Raw genomic sequence first — 20,993 nt, 5'->3', positions numbered from 1 at the left:
TTAAGTTTATATTTTTAAAAATTAGGAGATGTCAGAATGAAGGTCGTTAAGTTTGGGGGCTCCTCTTTAGCTTCAGGAAAACAACTTGAAAAGGTATTCCAAATTGTCATGTCAGATCCTGAACGAAAAGTGGTTGTTGTATCAGCACCGGGTAAGCGGAACCCGGAAGATATAAAAGTAACTGATTTATTAATAACATGTGCCGAAAAATCGCTGGCAAACAGTAATCCTGTAGAAGAAATTAACACCGTTCTAGCAAGATATCAGGATATTGCAGAGGAGCTATCGCTTCCAGGAGAAATCATTGCAGATATCGAGGATGATTTATTTGCAAGATTGAACGGTGACAAGGATAAGCCTGATCGTTACATAGACCGATTAAAAGCCGCTGGTGAGGATAATAATGCCAAATTGGTGGCAGCATTTTTCCGCAAGCGGGAAGTGGAGGCCTATTATGTCGATCCGAAAGAGGCTGGGCTGGTTGTAAGCCCAGAACCGGGAAATGCACAGGCACTGCCTGAAGCATATGAACGCTTATTTGCACTCCGGAATCAGCCTGGCATTTTAATTTTCCCAGGATTCTTTGGCTACAGCGAAGAAGGTGAAGTCTTTACGTTTTCGCGAAGCGGCTCCGATATTACTGGTTCCATTCTCGCGAATGCTTTAAAGGCTGATTTGTATGAGAACTTTACGGATGTGGATGCCGTTTATTCTGTAAACCCTTATATTGTTGAAAAACCAAAGGAAATAAAGGAATTAACATACCGAGAAATGCGGGAGCTTTCCTATGCAGGTTTTAGTGTATTGCATGATGAGGCGCTTGTGCCGGCCTTTCGTGCGGGAATCCCAGTTCATGTCAAGAACACTAATAATCCAAGTGCCCCAGGTACGAGGATTGTGGCTGAGCGGGAAAACACCAACGGGCCTGCCATCGGGATTGCCAGTGATAAAGGCTTTTGCAGCATTTATGTGAGCAAATACTTAATGAACCGTGAAGTTGGCTTCGGACGTAAACTTCTCGGGATTTTAGAAGACTTCGGATTATCATATGAGCATACGCCGTCAGGAATAGATGATATTTCCGTGATCTTACGAGAAAATCAGTTTGACGGGGAAATGGAAAAGGAAATTCTGCAGCGTATTAAAACAGAACTACACGCAGATGAAGTAAAGCTTGTCCATGGACTTTCTCTTATTATGGTAGTTGGAGAGGGGATGCGCCGAAATGTAGGGACAATGGCCAGAGCCTCCAAGGCCTTGGCAAAAGCCAAGGTTAATATCGAAATGATTAATCAGGGTTCCTCCGAGGTTAGCATGATGTTCGGTGTTAAATCAGTTGATGAAAAAAGAGCTGTAAGGGCGATTTATGAGGAGTTTTTTACAGCGGTGACCGTATAAGTTAAAAAGCAGCCTAAGTGATTGGGGCTGCTTTTATCTTCTCTTGTTCAGTTTTATCTTTGTCCTTATCCCGGACCATATCGCAATCACTAAACCGCCAAGGGTGTCGGCAATTAGGTCGGTCATCGTATCTTTATTCCCGCCGCCTTGTAGGGTCATCCCCAAAAATTGGTCACAGCTAAATTCATAAACCTCCCATAGCACACCGCCGAGAACGGCAAATGATAACGTAAATAAAAACACAAACCATGGAGATATATCTCCTCCGGCGGACCTGTGAATCAGCCGTTCATACAAGGCGATGCCGGCAAATGCCAAAATCGCCCCACTGACCAAATGCATAAAGCTGTCCCACCAGCCAAGCCCATACCAGCCTCGGATAGAACCCAAATATTGTGAACCCACTAAAAAAATTAAATAGGAGATGACAATGGGCAGATTAAATTGGAGCTTTGTAAATAACGCCAAGAGAAGCGGGATTGCTCCACAGACGATGCCGCCTATCGCCACCGTTGATTTAAAGGATTGCCCCTGATTATGGTAATAAACAGCTAAAATTGCCATGAAAATTACGTACAAACCACTTAATAAAAGGACAAGTTTTCGATTCATATATGCCACCCTAACCTATACAGTCTGTTTTCTAACCTTTGCATAAACAGCCACGAGGATCCCCCCTGCAAGACCGAACAGCAGATCTAACATCGTATCTTTATTGCCGCCTCTTTGCATCGTGTGCGTAAAGGTGATATCCCCTAAAAACTCGTAAATCTCCCATAGTGCACTTGCTAAAACGGATAATGAGAGGACAAACAGAAAAAGAATCCAGGAGGAGACCTCATTTCTTATGCTTGCTCTGATCATATTCTTAAACAAGGCAATACCTACAATCCCTACATACACTCCTTTATAAAAATGAAGAGTGGAATCCCACCATTTGTGATGCAAATAAAAACTTGCGATGGACCCTAAATATAACGAGCAAAATAAAAAGAAATAATACCCTATAATAATGGGGATGTTGAACGGATTGTTTTTAAAGCGCAATATAAACAGAGGAAGGGCACTGACTAAAATTCCGCCAAGGGCTACCTGCCATCTGGATGAGTCCCCCTTCATAATGTATATAATAAATAGGACAGCCATAAATAAAATAAAAATCACACTTAAAACACCAAGAAGCTTTCGCCACATAATTGCACCTCTTTACAAGAGTCCTGCCTGATATTATGCCCATTATGTTCCGATTTTACCCGAGTATGTATCCGGCACTCGCCAACTGCTTATTAAAAATGTATAGTAATACTGGAATAGATAGTAACTTATATTGAATAACTTTGTGGAGGCTTCTTATGCAAAGGGCACAAATACCGACATACGAACGAATCGCCATCGATTTGGCCAATCGAATTTACGATGGGGAATTTAAAGTTGGGGATAAGATTCATGGAAGATCGACATTGGCTAGTGATTACAAGGTATCTCCGGAAACAGTCAGGAGAGCCATCAAGATTTTGGAGGATGTGGAAATTGTCCAGTCCACAAAGGGAAGCGGCATTGTCATCTCATCCCGTGAAAATGCTTTCAAATATATTTCACGTTTTTCTAATCTGGCTAGCATTAAGGAATTAGAAAAACAAATGAATACACTTATGTTGGAAAGAAATAAGCTGGATGACCAGTTGTTTGATACGCTCCGAAAAATATTGGATTATTCAGGGAAGCTTCGTCACACAAATCCGCTTGCCCCGATTGAAATCGAAATTCTTCCAAACTGCAGCCATATCGGCAAAACTATTTCGGATTTGAAATTTTGGCAAAACACTGGCGGCACAGTAATTGGGATCAAAAGACAGGGAGGCCTCGTAATCTCTCCCGGACCGTACGCGCTTATTCTAGAAGGGGATGTATTGCTCGTGATTGGCAGCGAGGAAACCTATGACAGGGTGGTTCATTTTATACAGGAATAAGAACAGGAGGCGACGTTTTGTCTGCCTCCTGTTGTTTTATTTGTCTAATAAGCCCTCTTTTTCTAAAAATTCCTTCGCAACTTTTGCTGGGGATTGTTTTAGACTATCAACCTTATAATTTAGTTCCCTCATTTTATCCTCTGTAATCTTGCCAGCAAGGCTGTTAAGAACATTTTTCAGTTCAGGATGTTCTTTTAAAGTTTCCTCCTTGATGATTGGAACTGCATAGTAAGGTGGGAAAAAGTTCTTATCATCCTTTAACACTTTTAGCTTAAAGGCTTCAATCAAGCCATCGGTTGAGAAAGCATCAATAACGTCGCTTTTGTGATTGTCGAGCGCTGTATAACGCAGGCCGCCGTCAACGGCTTTAACGTCCTTAAATTGCATATTATACGTTTTGGAGAGACCGATTAGTCCGTCTTCTCGATTTGGGAACTCAATGGTCGGTCCCATAATTAACTCGTTACTGACTTTGGCCAGGTCGGAGATGGTTTTCAGTCCGTATTGATCAGCGGTATCCTTACGAATAGCCAGTGCATAGGTGTTATTAAAACCAAGCGGCTTTAATAATCTAATCCCGTACTTTTTGTTAAATTCCTTTTGAACATAATCGTACACCTGTTCCGGATTATTCTGTGGGGGCTGTTTTAAAATATTGACAAGGCCAGTCCCTGTATATTCTATATATGCATCAATATCGCCGCTGTTAAGGGCGCTGAAGGTAACCTGTGAACCGCCAAGATTCAGCTTTCTTTCAACCTCTAAATCAGTTTTATTTTCAATTAAGTCGGCAAGCATATTACCAAGAATCAACTGCTCACTGAAATTCTTCGAACCAATGACAATTTTATCGCCAGCCTGGGCCTTTGAATAAACGGTAAAGACGCCGGCAATGACGAGAAGGACACTGGCAAAAGAAAGAATGATTTTTTTTGTTGTTTTTCCTGTTTTCGACGCAGACGATTGTTTTGTCTTATAAGATAGGGAGGTCTCAAGCTTTCCGACAATAAAGTCGATTAATAATGCAAGGATACATGCCGGAATCGCACCAGCCAAAATCATGGCATTATCGACCGTTTGCACACCGGAGAAGACAAGATAACCCAATCCGCCTGCTCCTACGAAGGCTGCAATCGTCATTAACCCAACAGCCGTAACGGCTGAAATTCTGATACCCGCCATAATCATCGGGAAGGCCAGCGGCAGCTGCACCTTTCTCATTGTTTGACCCTTGGTCAGACCGATGCCTTTGGCGGCTTCCAGAATGTCTCGATCAATATTGGTTAATCCCGTATAGGTATTTTTCACAATTGGAAGCAGGGAGTACAATACCACCATTACAATGGCAGGGGTACTGCCGATGCCGATAAATGGAATTAGAAATCCGAGCAAGGCCAGACTTGGCACCGCCTGAATGACATTTGTAGTGCCTATGATTGGTTTAGAAAGCTTTGGCTCTCTGGAAATCAATATTCCAAGTGGAATTCCAATAACGGTAGCAATCAGAACAGACATGACACTTAAATATATATGCTGTCCTAAAAGTTCAAGGAGTTGGTTATAGTTGTTACTTGCATAGTTCCATAATTCAGCCATTAAAAGGCCACCTCCATGTCGATTAATTGGCTGCTTAGTGCAGATAAAATACTGCTTCTTGTTATAAGACCTGTTAACTGTCCAGTACTGTTAATAACAGGCACATAACCAATCTTATGTTCATTCATGGTTGCGAGAACGGAAATCAAATTGGCATCCTGCGATACTGACAGGACATTCTTCTCCATTACCCATTCAATTTCGGAGTTGCGGTTTAACAATTGAATTCCTTTCAAGGTCACCAATCCGATAAGACGGTTATTCTTGTCAGTTACCAATAAACTGTCTACCTTGTTTTCCTTCATGATTTCAATTGCCTGCAGGACGTTCCGTTTGGCGGTAATTTTAACTGGATTTGGAATCATGATATCCTCGGCCATTAACAATTCAGGATTGTTCCATACCCTGCGCTTGCCGATAAAATCGGAAACAAAATCATTAGCAGGATTTTTTAAGATGTTTTCTGGCGTGTCATACTGAAGAATATCCCCATCTTTTAAAATACAAATCTTGTCAGCTATTTTAATAGCCTCATCCATATCATGAGTGACAAAGATGATCGTTTTGTTTAATTCCTTTTGCATTTGGAACAGTTCATCCTGAAGTGATGATCGTGTGACGGGATCGAGTGCACTGAATGGTTCATCCATTAAGATAATGTCGGAGTTTGTTGAGAAGGCTCTTGCTACGCCAATTCGCTGCTGCTGGCCGCCGCTTAATTCCTTTGGATAACGGTGCAGATATTCTTTGGGATCTAATCCTACTATTTCAAGTAACTCGTTCGTTTTCTTCTCAATAGCAGCAGGATCTTCCCCCTTCAGTTTAGGAATTAACTCCAAGTTTTCCTTAATCGTCATATGTGGGAACAAACCCGTGTTTTGAATGACATAGCCAATATTTCGGCGAAGCTCAATCGGATTCACGGTAGAAATATCAGATCCATTTACCACAATCTTCCCTGAAGTTGGCTGTATCAGCTTATTAATCATTTTTAACAAGGTTGTCTTCCCGCAGCCACTTGGACCGATAAAAACAACAAGCTGTCCTGCTTCAACTTTTAATGAAAAAGAATTTATAACTGTTTTGGATCGATATTTTTTAATAATATTCTTAAACTCTATCAATCTCGTTCCCTCCTTTTTGGGATGTAACAACTTAATGTTAACACATAAGTTGTTGGTTGTCGAATCCTTTCAAAAATTGTCCAAAAGATATGTGGCTTCAGAATGGCGTGGTTATTGTTATTCTTTTTTAATTAATAGTGATAAAATATAGAAAATAATGAAAATTTTAAAAACAGAGGAGAATGTCAATTGAGCTTTGTTCGTGAAAAATTCAGTGCGAAGTTTTTTCTTTTCCTCGTGACTAGCGTTCTGTTAATTCATATTCCGTTTATGGGGAATTATTTTCGGATGATAAATACATTAATTCATGAGTCCGGACATGCATTCGTGGCTTTACTGGGCGGTAACGTAGAAAGAATTTCGTTATTTATGAATTCTGAAGGTGCCACGTATAGTAATCAATCCACTTGGATTGGCAGTTTTTTTACCAGTTTGGCGGGTTATACATTTGCATCATTTTCAGCCTTCCTTTTCTTTTTATTACTTGGAAGGAAAAAGCAGATACTATTGATCGATATCATATTGGGATTCATTTTTATTAATCTACTTTTCTGGGTACGTAACCCATATGGAATCTTTTGGCTCAGTTCATTTGCAGCGGGGTTCCTGTTCCTGCTCATTAAAGGGAGCCAAGGATTTAGAGATCATTTATTGATGCTAATCGCCTCCATTTTACTGGTGGATTCGGTTCAAAGTGCATATGAAATATTTTATATAAGTTTACTAAGCCCGCAATTTGCGGGAGATGCGGCGAATTTGGCGAATTTGACCATAATTATTCCCGCCCCATTTTGGGGAGCACTCTTTTTTTTTCAGGCACTCTGGTTTTGTTATTACGGCCTAAAAAGAGGATATTACAAAACTTAAGCTTATACTGGGGAATGGAGCTGGCTCTAATCGGGTCAGCTTTTCTAATGAATAAGAAGATAAAATAAAAACCAAAATATACCTTATGGAAAAAATATGGGATGGTGTATGAAATGGTCAAACTTTTTACTGATGTTGATTTAGATGGGCTTGGCAGCGGGGTGTTGGCAAAGCTCGCTTTTGGGGAACAGGCAAAAGTATCCTATTGCTCTTATCGTAATTTAAATCAGCGGGTCGAAGCTTTTATAACTAACCAAGAAAATAATAATGAAGAAACGTTCATTACCGATTTAGCTGTAAATGAAGAAACTGAGAAAAAATTAGCCGAAAGATTTCAGGCTGGAAAACATATTCAGGTGATTGATCATCATGTGACAGCGTTGCATTTTAATAACTACAAATGGGGTAGTGTCAAAACAGAATATGAATCTGGAAAAAAAACCTGTGCCACATCGCTGTTTTACGACTATCTAAATGAGAAGGGAAGACTGGATAAAAGCAAAGCGCTCGATGAATTTGTAGACTTAATCAGGCAGTACGATACCTGGGAATGGGATGAAAATAACAATATCAAGGCCAAACGCTTAAATGATTTGTTCCATATTATGAACCGGGAACAGTTTGAAGAGGAAATGATAAAAAGGTTAACGGAGAACAGGGAATCATTTGATTTTACTGAAACAGAAAACATCATTTTGGATATCGAGGAACAAAAAATTAACCGATATATCCATTCTAAAAGCAGGCAAATGGTCCAAACCTTTGTGGAGGATTATTGTGTCGGTATCGTCCCTGCGGAACAAAACATGTCAGAGCTGGGGAATGCATTAAACACGCAAAATCCACATTTGGATATGATCGTCCTTCTTAATTTGGGTGGGAAAAAGATGGGCTTTAGGACCATTCATGATGAAGTGAATGTCGCGGAGTTTGCTAAAAGGTATGGAGGAGGGGGACATCCTAAAGCTTCAGGGGCAGAGTTGACCAGAGCGGCCTTTGAAACATTTGTTATTAATGTATTTGATATCTTACCGCTTAAACCCGATGCTGACCGCAATGAATTTAATCTGAAGGAGTCGGAAACAGGGAGCAGCTACCAGAATCATAAAGGGGAGATTTCTTATATATTCCCTTCTGGAGACGGGGAGTTTTATGTCTTTCATAACGGTGAAAAGGTCCCGCCGATGTTCTCGACCTTTATGGAAGCTGAGCGATTTGTTAAAAGAAGCTTTTCCTCATGGCTGCGGTATGACCGGGAGTACCTTGTAGAACTTTCCAAATACTTAAAGATATCAGAGAATGAATTAAAGGAAAACTATGCAGAAATTATCAGCAATCGATTGGTGGATATAGTTGGAGAAAAATGAGAGCTGGACGTCCAGCTCTTTTTTTCGCGTGGAGTAAATTATAGGAAAATCAGCGCAGGAGTATTTTATCATTATCTTGAAATTGTAATTTTACTGAAAATGAAAAGTAAATTTATAAACATGTTCCTGTAATGAAAAAATGGTAAAGTTTATAAAAGGTATTTTTTATACACCAAATGGATATTTTATTTTTTTAAGCAAAAGTTAATTTTACAATATTAATATACCTTTTGATGAATCCATATGATGAGGTGATATTATGGCTAAATCAAAAAGGAGTAAGTATTTTGATAATGCAAAGTTTATCTTAATGTTCTTGGTCGTTTTTGGGCATTTAATCAGCCCGTTAAAGGATCAAGATGGGTTTCTCTTCACGTTGTATACAGTTATTTACTTGTTTCATATGCCAGCGTTCATTTTAATCTCTGGTTATTTTTCTAAGGGATTCCAAAAGCCGGGCTACTTTAAAAAACTGACCATAAAGCTATTAATCCCTTATCTCTTTTTTCAGACCATCTATTCTGTGTACTACTATATGAATGGCAAAGAAGCTGCCTTTCATGTTGATTTTTTCCATCCCCACTGGTCGCTTTGGTTTTTATTAAGCTTATTATTTTGGAACATCTTGCTGATTCCTTTTTCAAGAATGAAATGGCTGGGATTAGTCCTTGCTATTGTTCTCGGTGTGGCCATTGGTTATTTTAATGAAGCCGGCAGCTATTTGAGCTTGTCGAGAACATTTGTCTTTTTTCCATATTTCTTGCTCGGCTTTCTATTAAACGAGGGGCATTTAAAAAGGATTCTGAGAGGAAAGTATTCACTGCCGACGGCAATGGTCGTCCTCCTGGCTGCTGTCATTTTCTTTGGCCATTCCTTTCCTCAAGATGCTGTTTCCTGGCTTTTGGGTGACAGTTCCTATGCAGCAATGGGGGTGGAACACATTTCAGCCGGAGTATATCGGTCTTTGCAATATCTCTTAACCTTTCTAATGGTGTTTAGCTTTTTAACATTTATTCCATCGGCACAGTTCAAATTTACCGAAATTGGAGAAAGAACGCTTTATATTTATTTGTTCCACGGTTTTCTCATTAAACCGGTCCAATCCGTTTTTCCGGACCAAGGGTTTAGTTCCATCTCGGGAGTCTATTTATTTCTTATTGGTTTTTCGTTTATTGTCTGCTTGCTATTGGGCAGCTTTTTGGTTAAAAAATATACAAAACCGCTTGTTGAACCCAAGCTGCCGCTTACAAATGCTGGCGGCAAATAGGCTTGAAAGCTAAAAAGGCTATTCTCTATGAATGGCCTTTTTATATTGCGACTTTCAAGTTGAAATATGGTAATATAGTGCTAAGATCTTCCAAAAATATTTTGGAGGGTTCATTTTTTATGTGGGAGGAATATAACATGAAAAACGCAACAAAATTTTGCAGGAAGTTTAATCCGAGTATGGGGGCTATCTACTATGAACCATAGTGGTCAGGCCAACAAGCAGTACTTCCAAAGACAGCTAGTGTATATTGAGGAAAATATCAAGGATTTAACTAATCTCTACATTTCCTCGACGCCTATTCAGGAAAGACTGAAACATTTTTTCAGCCTTTATGTTTTGGAGTTGGAGGAGATATTAAAACAAAACCAAAAAAATGGCTTTATAGCATCAATTCCAAAGGTTTATATTGGGACAAAGGTTACCGTTATGTATCTCGATGATCAGGAAACAGAGGAATATGTTATTTGCTTTCCGGAGGAGTCTGACCCTGACAAAGGCTTTATATCCTTTTTATCCCCAGTCGGCAGACAGCTTCTTTTAAAAAATATCGGGGAAGAATTATCCTTGAAAATTCCGACAGGAGAACTTGGTGTCAGCATTAAGGAAATCTCGTACTTTGGGGGTCTGCTGGAATTCGATACACAGCAAACAAAAGAGGCTTAAACATGCATGCTTTTGAAAACGTTTTATAAGAGAACGACCGAACGTTTGAGGATCGCGTTCGGTCAGTTTAATTGATAATCAAAAGCCAAATAGGGAACTAACAAAATTCTTCTTTTTTCTTTTTACCTTACTGTTTTCTAAAACTAACGGTTTTTCGGCAGGTGCCGGTCCTTTTAATTTGGTTACCTCGTTTTGAAGCTGTGCAACCTGTTTCTCCAAGCTACTCACAAGATTTTGCAGTTCTTCAATCTCCCTGCGATGCTGGAGGAGTTGATAGGAGGCAACAGAATCCGCCTTCGAATGTAAACCAAGCTCTAATTCCTTTACCTTGGCATACAGCTTTTCCAATGCCTCACCGTTTTCGACCGCTTTCACTGTTCCTTTGCGTGGACTTTTCTTTTCCTTTTCTTGGCTGATATCTTGCAATAAGGTTCCGTTCTGGAGCTGTTCGTGGATATTTTTAAACAGTTCAATATCCTCATCTTTGAAATGATAGTGGCCACGCTCATTTCGTTCCATTGGCAGTTCAAGCTGTTTTACCCAGCGCTGAATTGTGCTAATTGAAACACCCAATAATTTTGCAGCCTCTGCTGTATTCATGACAATCCCTCCATTTTTAAAAATGACCGAAAACCTTGTTATCCAACGAAAAGAATCAGCGTTAATGAAGATTCCCGTACCTTAAATTTAACTCCAAAATTTCCACCACTTTTTTTCCTTTGCCGCGGCAACCTCTCGATAGTTTGCCAGCATTTGTTGAAAGGCGGCTTCCCTTTGCTGGACTTCATGACGGTATTGCTCACGGTCATCCATAAGGAATTCACGTTCCTTTGCGATTTCGTCAGCCAAATTGGAAATTTCATTATTGGTTTGGTCGATGTAATTTGATAGCTTATCTGAGGTTTCGACAACCTGTTTTGTGAGGGAATAAACTTCATCAGCAGTTTCGATGGTGACATTCTTGATGTTGGATGATAAATATCTCAACTTATCTGAGGTTTCCTCCGAAGCTTTCGAAATGGTCTCGGACAGTTCCTGAATTTGCTCTTTTGTGTTTTCTGAAGATTTATAAATGGAATCCTGCACGGATTTAACGGTTCTAAGCGTACCGTTTGAAATCTCCTTTTTTACCTCAGTTAATATTTCTTTTCGTACAACACTTCTAATTTCCTCTTTAACCTCATTTAAGAAGTTTTTCTTATAGGCATCCATCACCTCGAAAAATAAATCAGCATTCGATAAGCTGTTTTCGTTATCAGGGATAGAAGGCTGTTTGGTTATATGGGTAACCATTTCGAATGTGACTGGCTCCGGGGGAGAAATAAACTCAATATCAGCATCAGCGGCTGTTTCCTCGGGCTCCGTATCATGATTGGCGATGGATTGTTTTAGCAGCGCATCCCGAACTGCTTCTTTCCCAATCTTTTTAGCAAATAGTTCCTTTACTTCGGTTAATTGGTTAATCTCAACATCTGTATAAATTCTTGCCCCTTGTTTTGATCTGGAAATATGGAGTATTCCTGTTAATTCCTTCTCCCATTGCCGGATGATGCCAGGTGCAGTATTTATTTTTTTGGAAACTTCTTTAAGTGTATAAGACTTCATGAGAATCATTCCTTTCTATTTATCTCGGAAAGAATTTTATGAGTTCGATACTAAGATATTCACCATCAGATATGGTTTTTTCCTGCCGCTTGACAAAAGCTATCAAAACAAGACGAAAATCTTGAAATAGTAACATATTATTGCAAATTGAGCGGTTTGATGAGAGAAGGATGAAGGCAGAAATGTGTGGAATAATAGTGAATAAACATTTTTTGAAGAGGGATTGTATGAAAAAATTTCTGTTAGCAGTGTCCTATTTATTACTATTAGTTTTTCCTGACCGGGCAATGGCAGCAAAAAAAGTGCCAATCCTAATTTATCACTCCATTGAGGAATATAGCGGTCATGGGCAAAAGGAGCTTTATGTAAGACCAGAGAATTTTGAAAAACAAATGACATATTTGAGAGATCACGGTTTTACATTGCTGACCTTTGAAAGATGGGCTGATCAGGAGATGGCTGACAAGCCAATCTTTATCACCTTTGATGACGGTTATAAAAATAATCTTAATGTTTATTACATTTTCCAAAAATTGAAAACAGAAAGATTTAACCCAACAGGTACATTCTTTATTATTTCTGATTTTATTGAGCGTCCCAATCGATTATCTCAATCGGATTTAAAGATGCTAGCTAGTTCAGGGCTCATTTCTATTCAATCACATACAGCAACACATCCTGAATTATCTAAAATAGCTGATTACGGGTATGAATTAAACCACTCAAAGAAAAAAATCGAAAAAATTACGGGTAAATCGGTTATTGCTCTCTCATATCCATTTGGAGATTTCGATGAAAAAGTAGTGGAGGAAACAAAGAAGTATTACACCTATGGACTAACCACTACTCCAGGGCCTTATACAAAAACCGGAATAAAAAATGAACTATATCTACTGCCAAGGACATATATTAAATATTCAACCACGCTAGAAGAGTTTGCGAAAATCGTGGAGGCAAAATAAACGGTTACGTGATTCCCTAGTAATCGTTTTTTTTTATGCTTGAAAAGGGTTTGTAATTTTTCCGAAACTTCCATGTAAACTAACATCGCTATAATAAATTAAATAAGGTAATAGAGAAGGTGTGTTTATGGAAGAGACGATGGTTAAGTCCTATCTGCAGAAATCATTGGAAGAGTGGAAGCAAGATATTTTAGTGGTGCTAGAAGAAATTGAAAAGGAATATGAGGAAGTATCTCAGGAATTAAAAGTCTATACCTATAAATACGGAATAACCAAGCAAGTGATTCAATCCACAGTAAACGAGGAGTTAATTGATAAAATCCGTGAAATGTATCATAAGCCGTTTGAAGAAAGCTATAATCAACTAAAAGAATACATACGTGACCTAGAGGAGAAAAAACGGGTCTTTCAAATGTTTACCCAAAAAATTGACGAAGTCAATCGGAAGGAATCCACAAAGGTCACTACTTATTAATAAACCACAAAAGCAGCCGATAGGCTGCTTTAATTTATATAGAACGAAACCAAGACCCATGAAAAAGCTTCTCGCATATACTGGTTATCAAGACTTTGTGTTGAGGTGGAATTGACATGATTACCGGTAAAATTGGCAGCAAAACCTTTCGCATTCCCGATAACCTCGAAACCTATTTTCAAAGCTTCCGTGACCACGTAATTGGAATTGATCATGAATTTGACTCTCCGTATGGCAAAAAGAAGATTATTTATGGTGACTGGACAGCAAGTGGACGTCTTTACCGGAAAATTGAGGAGAAAATTACAGAAGTTTTTGGTCCTTTTATGGCCAATACCCATACAGAATCAAACATAACTAGTTTAATGATGACAGGGATGTATAAACAAGCAAAGAAAATCATCAAGGAGCATGTCCGTGCTGATAAATATGATGTGGTTCTCTTAGACGGTTTTGGGATGACCTCTGTGATTAATAAATTTCAAAGAATGCTGGGGCTGCGAATACATGAACAGTGGAAAAAACACTTGAACCTGCCTGAAAAAGAGAGGCCGATTATTTTTCTAACCCATATGGAGCATCATTCGAATCAAACAACTTGGCTTGAAACAATTGCGGATGTTGTCATGATACAGCCTGACAGAAATGGAAATGTTGATATTTCCCATTTAGAACAGCTTCTAAAGCGATATGAAGACCGTCCGTTAAAAATTGGTTCGTTTTCAGCCTGCTCCAATGTAACGGGTATTCAAACGCCGTTTCATCAATTAGCCAAAATCATGCACGAACATGGCGGCCTATGTTTTGTTGATTTTGCCGCATCTGCCCCTTACGTCTCTATTAACATGCATCCAACTGATCCAATGGAAAAATTAGATGCTGTTTTTTTCTCGCCACATAAGTTTTTAGGAGGGCCGGGAACAAGCGGTGTGTTAATATTTGATTCAAGGTTATATAAGAACAGGATTCCCGACCATCCTGGCGGAGGGACAGTTACTTGGACTAACCCTTGGGGAGGACATCACTATTATGATGACATTGAAACAAAGGAGGATGGAGGTACTCCCGGAATTCTTCAGGGTATTCGAACGGCTTTATGCATAAATCTAAAAGAACAGATGGGGATTGAAAATATTTTAAAGAGAGAGAAAGAAATGCTGCAGCTGCTGCTGCCGCGGTTAGAGGAAATCCCTGGGCTCCATATTTTAGAAGGTCATGTGAAAGACCGGTTAGGAATCGTTTCCTTTTACGTCGAAAATGTTCATTATAATTTAATTGTCCGCCTCCTAAATGACCGTTTTGGGATTCAGGTTCGCGGCGGCTGTTCATGTGCAGGAACATATGGGCATTACTTGTTTAATATTGACAAAAAATCCTCACAGCAAATAACGGACAAAATAGACCAAGGAAATTTATCAACAAAGCCTGGCTGGGTGCGATTTTCATTGCATCCGATTATGTCTAATGAAGAAATTCTAACGTTTGTTTCGGCAATGCAGGAGATTGTTGCCAATATAGAAATGTGGAAACAAGATTATTTATATGATGCAGCCAGTAATGATTATTTTTATATGGATTTTATTCGCGAAGATTTGTCGCCGCTTTTTGATATGGAATGATGATAATTAACAGGTAAAAAAAGCTCTCCCAATACCAGGAGAGCTTTTTCTGTTGTGGCTAATTATTCAGCTTTTGCTGCTTGAATTTGCAGATTAATTTTTACTTTATCGCCAACAAGCACCCCGCCAGTTTCAAGTGCCGCATTCCAAACCAAACCATAATCAGAGCGGTTTAAAGTGCCCGCTGCACTGAAACCAACTTTTTCATTTCCCCAAGGATCTTTGCCTTGACCTTCAAAGGAAACAGCGAAAGTTTCTTGTTTTGTCACGCCACGAAGCGTTAAATCGCCGGTTACATTGTACTCGCCATCATCAGTCTTTTCAATATTTGTTGCTTTGAAAGTCATAGCAGGATAATTGGCAGCATCGAAGAAATCCGCAGAAACTAAGTGGCCATCACGATCTTGGTTGCGTGTATCCACACTTGAAGTTTCAACCGAGAACTCGATGTTTGCGGTTGTTAAATCTGCAGGATCTGCTTCGATATTGGCACTGAAGCTGTTGAATGTTCCTTTTACGTTTGCAATCATCATGTGACGAACAGAAAAGTCTACACTGCTGTGTGCAGGGTCTAATGCCCATTTTGTTTTAGTCATGTTAAAATCTCTCCCTTTTTAGTTTGAAATAATTTATCTTGATTTTGAAATAACTTAATTCAAGATAAATTATATGATTAGGTCATGCTGATTGTCAATTGTTTTTTTATAAATTATTTATACGATTTTTCAAATACTACAAAGGGATTTAAATGAAGTTTGATATTGAGGAAAAGAGCGTCATAAAATGAAAAAAACGCCAAAGCGGCGTTTTTAAAAAAATATACTTGAAAATAGACAAAATTACATGTTAAAATGAATTTTGGCAAGAAAATATAATATTAATTAGGATTATAAATATCCTATTATAACATTACCATATTCATTCGCTGTTGTCAACTAATGCAGCCAAAATTTATTTGGGGAGTGGTTGAATGAAGGATTTACAAGATAATGACTGGGAATTGGAGCAGGAAAGAGTTAATTCGGTAGTGCATGAAGTGGATAAAAAGATAGCCAAATTACAAAAAAATACCGGCAGGGTTAGCTCTGATGTTCTGGAAATCCGCAAGACTTTTTGGGAGGGTGTTACAGTTAATCTGGATGAACCGGATGACGTCATCGAAACAGCGGCTAGTATTAAACAGCAGGCAGAACTTCTCTCAGAACGGGAACGGACACACAGTCAGCTGGATAGAACCCTCAAAACTTTGGATAAATTAAAATTTTCTCCTTACTTTGGTCGTATCGATTTTTGGGAGGATGGTGAAAAGTCGACCGATCAAGTATATTTGGGAATTGCTTCATTAATGGATGAGCAGGATGAAAACTTCTTAATTTATGACTGGCGTGCCCCTATTTCAAGTCTTTATTATGATTATTCACCCGGCCCGGCACATTATCAAACCCCGGAAGGGACCATCTACGGTGAAATGGAGTTGAAAAGACAATTTATCATCCGTTTTTCGGAAATTAAAGGAATGTTCGATACAGGTGTCACCATTGGTGATGAAATGCTGCAGGAGGTTCTAGGGAACAATGCCAGTACACAAATGAAAAGCATTGTCGCAACGATTCAGCGCGAGCAAAATGCGATTATCCGCAATGAACGAAGCAAATTGCTGATTGTCCAAGGTGTGGCAGGGAGCGGCAAGACCTCAGCGGCGATGCAGCGGGTGGCTTATCTTTTGTATCGATATCGTGGTACGTTGAAATCGGAAAATATTTTGTTGTTTTCTCCAAATCCTTTATTCAACAGCTATGTCGCAACAGTATTGCCTGAGCTGGGAGAAGAGAATATGCAGCAATCTACCTTCCAGGAATACTTAAATCAAAGATTGGGACGGGAATTTGACGTTGAGGATCCTTTTACCCAGATTGAATACCTGCTAAGTGCAAAAGATAATGAACATTATCAATCAAGGTTGAATGGTATTCGCTTTAAGGCTAGTCTCGAGTTTAAGCGATTAATAGATGAATATGCAGCGAGGTTATCAAATCAAGGTTTAATTTTTAAGGATATAAGCTTTAGAGGAAATGTTTTAATCTCGAAAAAAGAAATTCACGATTATTTTTATACCTTAAATACCAATTTTTCAATTCCAAACAGGATGCAGCTTCTCATGGGGTGGCTTAAAAAAGAATTAAAGAAATGGGTCAAACGGGAACAGTCCCGAAGCTGGGTTGAGGAAGAGATTCAATATTTTGAGAAAGAGGATTATTTAGAGGTTTATAAAAAACTCCAGGAAAAGAAACGGTTTACGGAGAATTCATTTGATGATTTCGAACAGGAACAGAAGCTGTTAGCAGAAATGGTTGTGAAAGAAAAATTCAAGCCAATATTTGCGGCCGTTAAAAATCTAAAATTTATCAATCTGCCGTTAATTTATCTTGGGTTATTTAACAAGGAAAATAATCCTGAGGTACTGCCGTTAATGTGGGATACAATCTGCTCTCAAACAAAGGCACAATTAAACAGTATGGTAATTCCTTATGAAGATGCCACGCCATATGTGTACTTGCAGGATTTAATTGAGGGGAGAAAGTCAAATTCCTCCATTCGTCATATATTTATTGACGAGGCCCAGGATTACACTCCTTTTCAGTTCGCTTTTATAAAAATGTTGTTTCCTTACAGTAAGGTGACCTTACTTGGAGACTTTAACCAAGCTATTTTCTCAGGGGCGACGGGAATGCAATCAGTTTTCGCTGATTTCCGGGCAGCAGAGGGAGAGGTTGAAACATTTGTTTTAACGAAAACATATCGTTCGACTAAGGAGATTGTTGAATTCACAAGGGAGTTTATTGAGAATGGCGACAAAATTGAGCCTTTTAACCGGAGCGGTATCAAGCCTTCGCTGAATGTAGTTGAAAGTAATTTGCTCAATAAACAGGTTTTGGAGAAAATTAAAGAACTTCAAACAAGGCATCGAACGATTGCGGTTATTTGCAGAACTGGCGAGGAAAGCAAACGGGTAAATGATGCTTTAAAAGAAGATGTTCCCCTTCATTTTATTGAAAAAGGAACAACTTCCTATGAAAGCGGGGTGTCGGTGATTCCCTCATATCTATCAAAAGGAATTGAATTTGATGCAGTCATCCTTTATGATAGTTCCCAATATCAAAAAGAAAGCGACCGGAAGTTATTCTATACAGTCTGTACCAGGGCGATGCACGAATTGCATTTATTTGCAACAGATGGAATAAGTCCCCTTATGGTTGATGTTCCAAAAAACACATATGAAATAAATGGCTAAAAAACAAAAAGGCAGCGAATTTGCTGCCTTTTCAAACTTTATTTTTTCCATTGCTTTTGAACCTGTTCAAAAGCAAGGCGGAGTATTTCTTCATCAGATGTATTTTGGTCGGCAATGACATTTGTCCAATAGTTTCTTCCTTCGAAAGAAATATTTACCTCGATTTGTACCATATAAAATCACCTTTCTTTACAAAATTATTTGAGTAGATCCAATTTTTCACAACGGTTTAAGCTTATTCGGAGAACTGATTTTTATGACATAATTTTAAAGTGTTAATAACTGATTATTTGATAAAAAATCCTAAGTATGAATAAAAAAGGAGAAAAACGATGTCGATACATTTTGAAGAGATTAGGAAAGAAACACTCTATATTGCGCTAGAAATTGTGAATTCGAATCCAGAATACAATGTTTTGGAAAATGACTTGGCAGCAAGGGAGCTTGCCGATTTGGAAAAGGAATTTTTAAACCCTAAAACGATCAGTGTTTTTATCAAACTTGATGATACTTATATTGGTGTTATGGATTACGTGTTGGAAAATCCCAACGATCATTTTCCTTGGCTGGGACTGCTGATGATTCATGCTGATTATCAAGGATATGGTTTTGGTGCACAAGCTTATGCACACATTGAAAATGAGATGGACAAGCGGGGTTTGGACAGAGTCCGAATTGGTGTTATAAAAGAAAATACAAAAGCAAGACATTTTTGGGAATTATTAGGGTTTAAATATTATAACACAGCTGACTGGGAAAACGGAAGAGTTATTTTTTGTTATGAAAAATTTATCGGATAAAAAAGCCTCCGGTTTGGAAGCTTTTTAAACTTCAACGCTCAGGAACTCCTCGGCGAACTGCTGGACAAGATTTTTGTCTAGATTATTTTTCTTTAATGTGGATTCTGCTAGAACTAAATGGGCTTGTATGGAAACAATTCTTTTTAAATCGCGGATTGATACATCCCCATTTAATAATTGAATAGCTTTTTCACGGATATCTTGATTCTTAGATGAATTGTAAAGAAGATAGGCAATACAAGTGATTTTGTCCATAACCAACACTCCTAACCAATCAAGAATCGAACATTTGTTTACTAATTCGACCTCGATTTTTATTTTCCTGCTATTTTTTCAGAAAATTATTGAAAATCGTGTCATGGAATAGGCTAACTTAACAACAACGAAGGCTAAATTATCGATTTTGTTGAATATTGCTTATTTGTGAGGTTTTTAATATAATATGGAAGGGATAAACACTAACGGTAACAACAGGGGAAATTACCTTTCGTCCCAACTTGGGATGAGAGGTTTTTTATTTAAATGGTCACTCCTGCCTCTGGTTGTTCAATAACTTATACATATAAATTAGGAGGAAATTCAAGTGAAACAGGTCTTAATTAAAGATTTGTACAGAAATACTGAAAGCTTCATTGACAAAAAAGTTGAATTATCTGGCTGGATCCGGACGATTCGCGATTCTAAAACCTTTGGATTTATTGAATTAAATGATGGAAGCTTTTTTAAGAGTGTTCAGATTGTTTTCGATGACAAGCTAGAGAACTATAAGGATATTGCCAAGCTGCCAATTAGTTCATCTATTAAAGTAGTGGGAGACTTTATCCATACCCCTCAGGCGAAGCAGCCGTTTGAAATCAAAGCAACAGTTATTGCGATTGAAGGGACTTCAAACGTAGATTATCCGCTGCAGAAGAAAAGACACACATTTGAATATTTAAGAACGATTGCTCATTTAAGACCAAGAACCAATACTTTCTCTGCTGTTTTTCGTGTGAGATCAATTGCTGCATATGCCATGCATAAATTTTTTAACGAAAAAGGCTTCGTTTATGTTCACTCGCCGATTATAACAGGGAGTGATACTGAAGGTGCGGGTGAAATGTTTAGAGTAACCTCGCTGGATTTAAATAACCTGCCGAAAAATGAAGAGGGCAAAACAGACGATACAAAGGATTTCTTTGGAAAAGAAACTAATTTAACAGTAAGCGGCCAGCTTTCTGCCGAGTCCTTTGCTCTTGCATTCCGCAATGTCTATACATTTGGTCCAACATTTAGAGCGGAAAATTCAAACACGGCAAGACATGCGGCTGAATTCTGGATGATTGAACCTGAAGTGGCGTTTGCGGAGCTTCCTGATATTATGGACCTAGCTGAAGAAATGGTGAAATATGTAATCGGATATGTGTTAGAGCAAGCTCCGGAGGAAATGGCCTTCTTTAACAGTTTTGTGGAGAAGGGATTATTGGATCGCTTAAACAATGCATATACAGCCGACTTTGGCCGAGTCACTTACACAGAGGCTATTGAACTTTTGAAAAAATCAGGTGAGAATTTTGCTTATCCTGTTGAATGGGGCCTTGACCTGCAAACTGAGCATGAGCGCTATTTATGCGAAAAGGTATACCAAAAGCCGGTGTTTGTTACAGACTATCCAAAAGAAATCAAAGCCTTTTATATGCGCTTAAATGAAGACGACAAAACGGTGGCAGCGACTGACCTTCTTGTACCCGGAATCGGGGAACTGATTGGCGGCAGCCAGCGTGAAGAACGTGAAGAGGTTCTTACTGCGAAAATCAAAGAACTTGGCATGAACGAAGAAGACTATTGGTGGTACTTGGAATTAAGAAAATACGGCGGCACCAAGCATTCCGGCTATGGCCTTGGTTTCGAACGACTGATCATGTACCTAACCGGAATGACCAATATCAGAGACGTGATTCCATTCCCAAGAACACCTGGGAATGCAGATTTTTAAACTAAAATGA

Annotated in this window: 21 protein-coding genes; 12 read left to right on the top strand and 9 right to left on the bottom strand. The window is 38.8% G+C overall.

Annotated features, from left to right (window positions below):
- Window positions 1–36: 36 nt before the first annotated feature.
- Entirely contained in the window at window positions 37–1,398 is a 1,362-nt protein-coding gene (locus tag V5M37_RS19475; RefSeq protein ID WP_423798785.1) for an aspartate kinase, read from the top strand.
- Window positions 1,399–1,431: 33 nt separating this feature from the next.
- Here V5M37_RS19475 and V5M37_RS19470 read toward each other — a convergent pair whose 3' ends face one another.
- Together V5M37_RS19470 and V5M37_RS19465 are read right to left on the bottom strand one after the other, a co-directional pair.
- Window positions 1,432–2,010, bottom strand: coding sequence for a hypothetical protein (locus V5M37_RS19470; RefSeq protein ID WP_423798784.1), 579 nt, complete (start codon window positions 2,008–2,010; stop codon window positions 1,432–1,434).
- 15 nt (window positions 2,011–2,025) lie between these two features.
- Window positions 2,026–2,592 (bottom strand): membrane-spanning protein, encoded by a 567-nt coding sequence (locus tag V5M37_RS19465; protein ID WP_423798783.1) that lies wholly within the window; start codon window positions 2,590–2,592, stop codon window positions 2,026–2,028.
- Window positions 2,593–2,750: 158 nt separating this feature from the next.
- On the opposite strand from V5M37_RS19465, the gene V5M37_RS19460 reads away from it, so the two are divergent.
- Complete coding sequence (locus V5M37_RS19460) at window positions 2,751–3,368, top strand: TrkA C-terminal domain-containing protein (RefSeq protein ID WP_423798782.1); 618 nt, start codon at window positions 2,751–2,753, stop codon at window positions 3,366–3,368.
- 36 nt (window positions 3,369–3,404) lie between these two features.
- On the opposite strand, the gene V5M37_RS19455 is transcribed toward V5M37_RS19460, so the two are convergent.
- On the bottom strand, window positions 3,405–4,964 hold the full coding sequence (locus V5M37_RS19455) for a glycine betaine ABC transporter substrate-binding protein (RefSeq protein WP_423798781.1): 1,560 nt from the start codon (window positions 4,962–4,964) through the stop codon (window positions 3,405–3,407).
- Window positions 4,964–6,088 carry an ABC transporter ATP-binding protein gene (locus V5M37_RS19450; RefSeq protein ID WP_213145215.1) on the bottom strand — a complete coding sequence of 375 codons (1,125 nt, stop codon included), beginning with the start codon at window positions 6,086–6,088 and terminating at the stop codon, window positions 4,964–4,966. Before V5M37_RS19450 ends, V5M37_RS19455 begins: the two co-directional genes overlap by 1 nt.
- Window positions 6,089–6,277: 189 nt before the next feature.
- Between V5M37_RS19450 and V5M37_RS19445 the strand changes: the two genes are divergently transcribed.
- The 4 genes from V5M37_RS19445 to V5M37_RS19430 all read left to right on the top strand — a co-directional run bounded on the left by V5M37_RS19445 (window position 6,278) and on the right by V5M37_RS19430 (window position 10,255).
- Window positions 6,278–6,955, top strand: a complete 678-nt coding sequence (locus tag V5M37_RS19445; RefSeq protein WP_423798780.1) for a M50 family metallopeptidase — start codon at window positions 6,278–6,280, stop codon at window positions 6,953–6,955.
- Between the two features lie 113 nt (window positions 6,956–7,068).
- On the top strand, window positions 7,069–8,322 hold the full coding sequence (locus tag V5M37_RS19440) for a DHH family phosphoesterase (RefSeq protein ID WP_423798779.1): 1,254 nt from the start codon (window positions 7,069–7,071) through the stop codon (window positions 8,320–8,322).
- 259 nt (window positions 8,323–8,581) lie between these two features.
- Window positions 8,582–9,589 carry an acyltransferase family protein gene (locus V5M37_RS19435; RefSeq protein ID WP_423798778.1) on the top strand — a complete coding sequence of 336 codons (1,008 nt, stop codon included), beginning with the start codon at window positions 8,582–8,584 and terminating at the stop codon, window positions 9,587–9,589.
- Between the two features lie 195 nt (window positions 9,590–9,784).
- A complete protein-coding gene (locus tag V5M37_RS19430) occupies window positions 9,785–10,255 on the top strand; it encodes a GreA/GreB family elongation factor (RefSeq protein WP_423798777.1) in 471 nt (156 codons plus the stop codon).
- A 78-nt stretch (window positions 10,256–10,333) separates the two neighbouring features.
- On the opposite strand, the gene V5M37_RS19425 is transcribed toward V5M37_RS19430, so the two are convergent.
- On the bottom strand, window positions 10,334–10,855 hold the full coding sequence (locus V5M37_RS19425) for a MerR family transcriptional regulator (protein WP_213145220.1): 522 nt from the start codon (window positions 10,853–10,855) through the stop codon (window positions 10,334–10,336).
- Between the two features lie 87 nt (window positions 10,856–10,942).
- Window positions 10,943–11,860 carry a MerR family transcriptional regulator gene (locus tag V5M37_RS19420; RefSeq protein WP_423798776.1) on the bottom strand — a complete coding sequence of 306 codons (918 nt, stop codon included), beginning with the start codon at window positions 11,858–11,860 and terminating at the stop codon, window positions 10,943–10,945.
- A gap of 227 nt (window positions 11,861–12,087) precedes the next feature.
- Between V5M37_RS19420 and V5M37_RS19415 the strand changes: the two genes are divergently transcribed.
- The 3 genes from V5M37_RS19415 to V5M37_RS19405 all read left to right on the top strand — a co-directional run bounded on the left by V5M37_RS19415 (window position 12,088) and on the right by V5M37_RS19405 (window position 14,916).
- On the top strand, window positions 12,088–12,822 hold the full coding sequence (locus V5M37_RS19415; RefSeq protein ID WP_423798775.1) for a polysaccharide deacetylase family protein: 735 nt from the start codon (window positions 12,088–12,090) through the stop codon (window positions 12,820–12,822).
- A 127-nt stretch (window positions 12,823–12,949) separates the two neighbouring features.
- Window positions 12,950–13,297, top strand: a complete 348-nt coding sequence (locus V5M37_RS19410; protein ID WP_213120585.1) for a hypothetical protein — start codon at window positions 12,950–12,952, stop codon at window positions 13,295–13,297.
- A gap of 116 nt (window positions 13,298–13,413) precedes the next feature.
- Window positions 13,414–14,916, top strand: coding sequence for an aminotransferase class V-fold PLP-dependent enzyme (locus V5M37_RS19405; RefSeq protein WP_423798774.1), 1,503 nt, complete (start codon window positions 13,414–13,416; stop codon window positions 14,914–14,916).
- 62 nt (window positions 14,917–14,978) lie between these two features.
- On the opposite strand, the gene V5M37_RS19400 is transcribed toward V5M37_RS19405, so the two are convergent.
- Window positions 14,979–15,512, bottom strand: coding sequence for a YceI family protein (locus V5M37_RS19400; protein WP_213120587.1), 534 nt, complete (start codon window positions 15,510–15,512; stop codon window positions 14,979–14,981).
- Window positions 15,513–15,886: 374 nt separating this feature from the next.
- On the opposite strand from V5M37_RS19400, the gene helD reads away from it, so the two are divergent.
- Complete coding sequence (gene helD, locus V5M37_RS19395; protein ID WP_423798773.1) at window positions 15,887–18,208, top strand: RNA polymerase recycling motor HelD; 2,322 nt, start codon at window positions 15,887–15,889, stop codon at window positions 18,206–18,208.
- A 38-nt stretch (window positions 18,209–18,246) separates the two neighbouring features.
- On the opposite strand, the gene V5M37_RS19390 is transcribed toward helD, so the two are convergent.
- Window positions 18,247–18,381 (bottom strand): BA3454 family stress response protein, encoded by a 135-nt coding sequence (locus tag V5M37_RS19390; RefSeq protein WP_213145225.1) that lies wholly within the window; start codon window positions 18,379–18,381, stop codon window positions 18,247–18,249.
- 159 nt (window positions 18,382–18,540) lie between these two features.
- On the opposite strand from V5M37_RS19390, the gene V5M37_RS19385 reads away from it, so the two are divergent.
- Window positions 18,541–19,008, top strand: coding sequence for a GNAT family N-acetyltransferase (locus tag V5M37_RS19385; RefSeq protein ID WP_423798772.1), 468 nt, complete (start codon window positions 18,541–18,543; stop codon window positions 19,006–19,008).
- A 24-nt stretch (window positions 19,009–19,032) separates the two neighbouring features.
- Here the strand turns inward: V5M37_RS19385 and V5M37_RS19380 are convergent, their stop codons facing one another.
- Complete coding sequence (locus tag V5M37_RS19380; protein WP_423798771.1) at window positions 19,033–19,263, bottom strand: hypothetical protein; 231 nt, start codon at window positions 19,261–19,263, stop codon at window positions 19,033–19,035.
- Between the two features lie 328 nt (window positions 19,264–19,591).
- Between V5M37_RS19380 and asnS the strand changes: the two genes are divergently transcribed.
- A complete protein-coding gene (gene asnS, locus V5M37_RS19375) occupies window positions 19,592–20,983 on the top strand; it encodes an asparagine--tRNA ligase (protein WP_423798770.1) in 1,392 nt (463 codons plus the stop codon).
- Window positions 20,984–20,993: the final 10 nt, after the last annotated feature.

Source organism: Neobacillus sp. SAB-20_R2A (assembly GCF_049568635.1).
Classification (GTDB): domain Bacteria; phylum Bacillota; class Bacilli; order Bacillales; family Cytobacillaceae; genus Neobacillus; species Neobacillus citreus.
This window is presented reverse-complemented; position numbering and strand designations above follow the sequence as displayed.

Bases quoted from the DNA above. Each gene is read 5' to 3' on its own strand.
- V5M37_RS19475 (WP_423798785.1), top strand. From the start codon at position 37: ATGAAGGTCGTTAAGTTTGGGGGCTCCTCTTTAGCTTCAGGAAAACAA.
- V5M37_RS19470 (WP_423798784.1), bottom strand. From the start codon at position 2,010: ATGAATCGAAAACTTGTCCTTTTATTAAGTGGTTTGTACGTAATTTTC.
- V5M37_RS19465 (WP_423798783.1), bottom strand. From the start codon at position 2,592: ATGTGGCGAAAGCTTCTTGGTGTTTTAAGTGTGATTTTTATTTTATTT.
- V5M37_RS19460 (WP_423798782.1), top strand. From the start codon at position 2,751: ATGCAAAGGGCACAAATACCGACATACGAACGAATCGCCATCGATTTG.
- V5M37_RS19455 (WP_423798781.1), bottom strand. From the start codon at position 4,964: ATGGCTGAATTATGGAACTATGCAAGTAACAACTATAACCAACTCCTT.
- V5M37_RS19440 (WP_423798779.1), top strand. From the start codon at position 7,069: ATGGTCAAACTTTTTACTGATGTTGATTTAGATGGGCTTGGCAGCGGG.
- V5M37_RS19435 (WP_423798778.1), top strand. From the start codon at position 8,582: ATGGCTAAATCAAAAAGGAGTAAGTATTTTGATAATGCAAAGTTTATC.
- V5M37_RS19430 (WP_423798777.1), top strand. From the start codon at position 9,785: ATGAACCATAGTGGTCAGGCCAACAAGCAGTACTTCCAAAGACAGCTA.
- V5M37_RS19425 (WP_213145220.1), bottom strand. From the start codon at position 10,855: ATGAATACAGCAGAGGCTGCAAAATTATTGGGTGTTTCAATTAGCACA.
- V5M37_RS19420 (WP_423798776.1), bottom strand. From the start codon at position 11,860: ATGAAGTCTTATACACTTAAAGAAGTTTCCAAAAAAATAAATACTGCA.
- V5M37_RS19415 (WP_423798775.1), top strand. From the start codon at position 12,088: ATGAAAAAATTTCTGTTAGCAGTGTCCTATTTATTACTATTAGTTTTT.
- V5M37_RS19410 (WP_213120585.1), top strand. From the start codon at position 12,950: ATGGAAGAGACGATGGTTAAGTCCTATCTGCAGAAATCATTGGAAGAG.
- V5M37_RS19405 (WP_423798774.1), top strand. From the start codon at position 13,414: ATGATTACCGGTAAAATTGGCAGCAAAACCTTTCGCATTCCCGATAAC.
- V5M37_RS19400 (WP_213120587.1), bottom strand. From the start codon at position 15,512: ATGACTAAAACAAAATGGGCATTAGACCCTGCACACAGCAGTGTAGAC.
- helD (WP_423798773.1), top strand. From the start codon at position 15,887: ATGAAGGATTTACAAGATAATGACTGGGAATTGGAGCAGGAAAGAGTT.
- V5M37_RS19390 (WP_213145225.1), bottom strand. From the start codon at position 18,381: ATGGTACAAATCGAGGTAAATATTTCTTTCGAAGGAAGAAACTATTGG.
- V5M37_RS19385 (WP_423798772.1), top strand. From the start codon at position 18,541: ATGTCGATACATTTTGAAGAGATTAGGAAAGAAACACTCTATATTGCG.
- V5M37_RS19380 (WP_423798771.1), bottom strand. From the start codon at position 19,263: ATGGACAAAATCACTTGTATTGCCTATCTTCTTTACAATTCATCTAAG.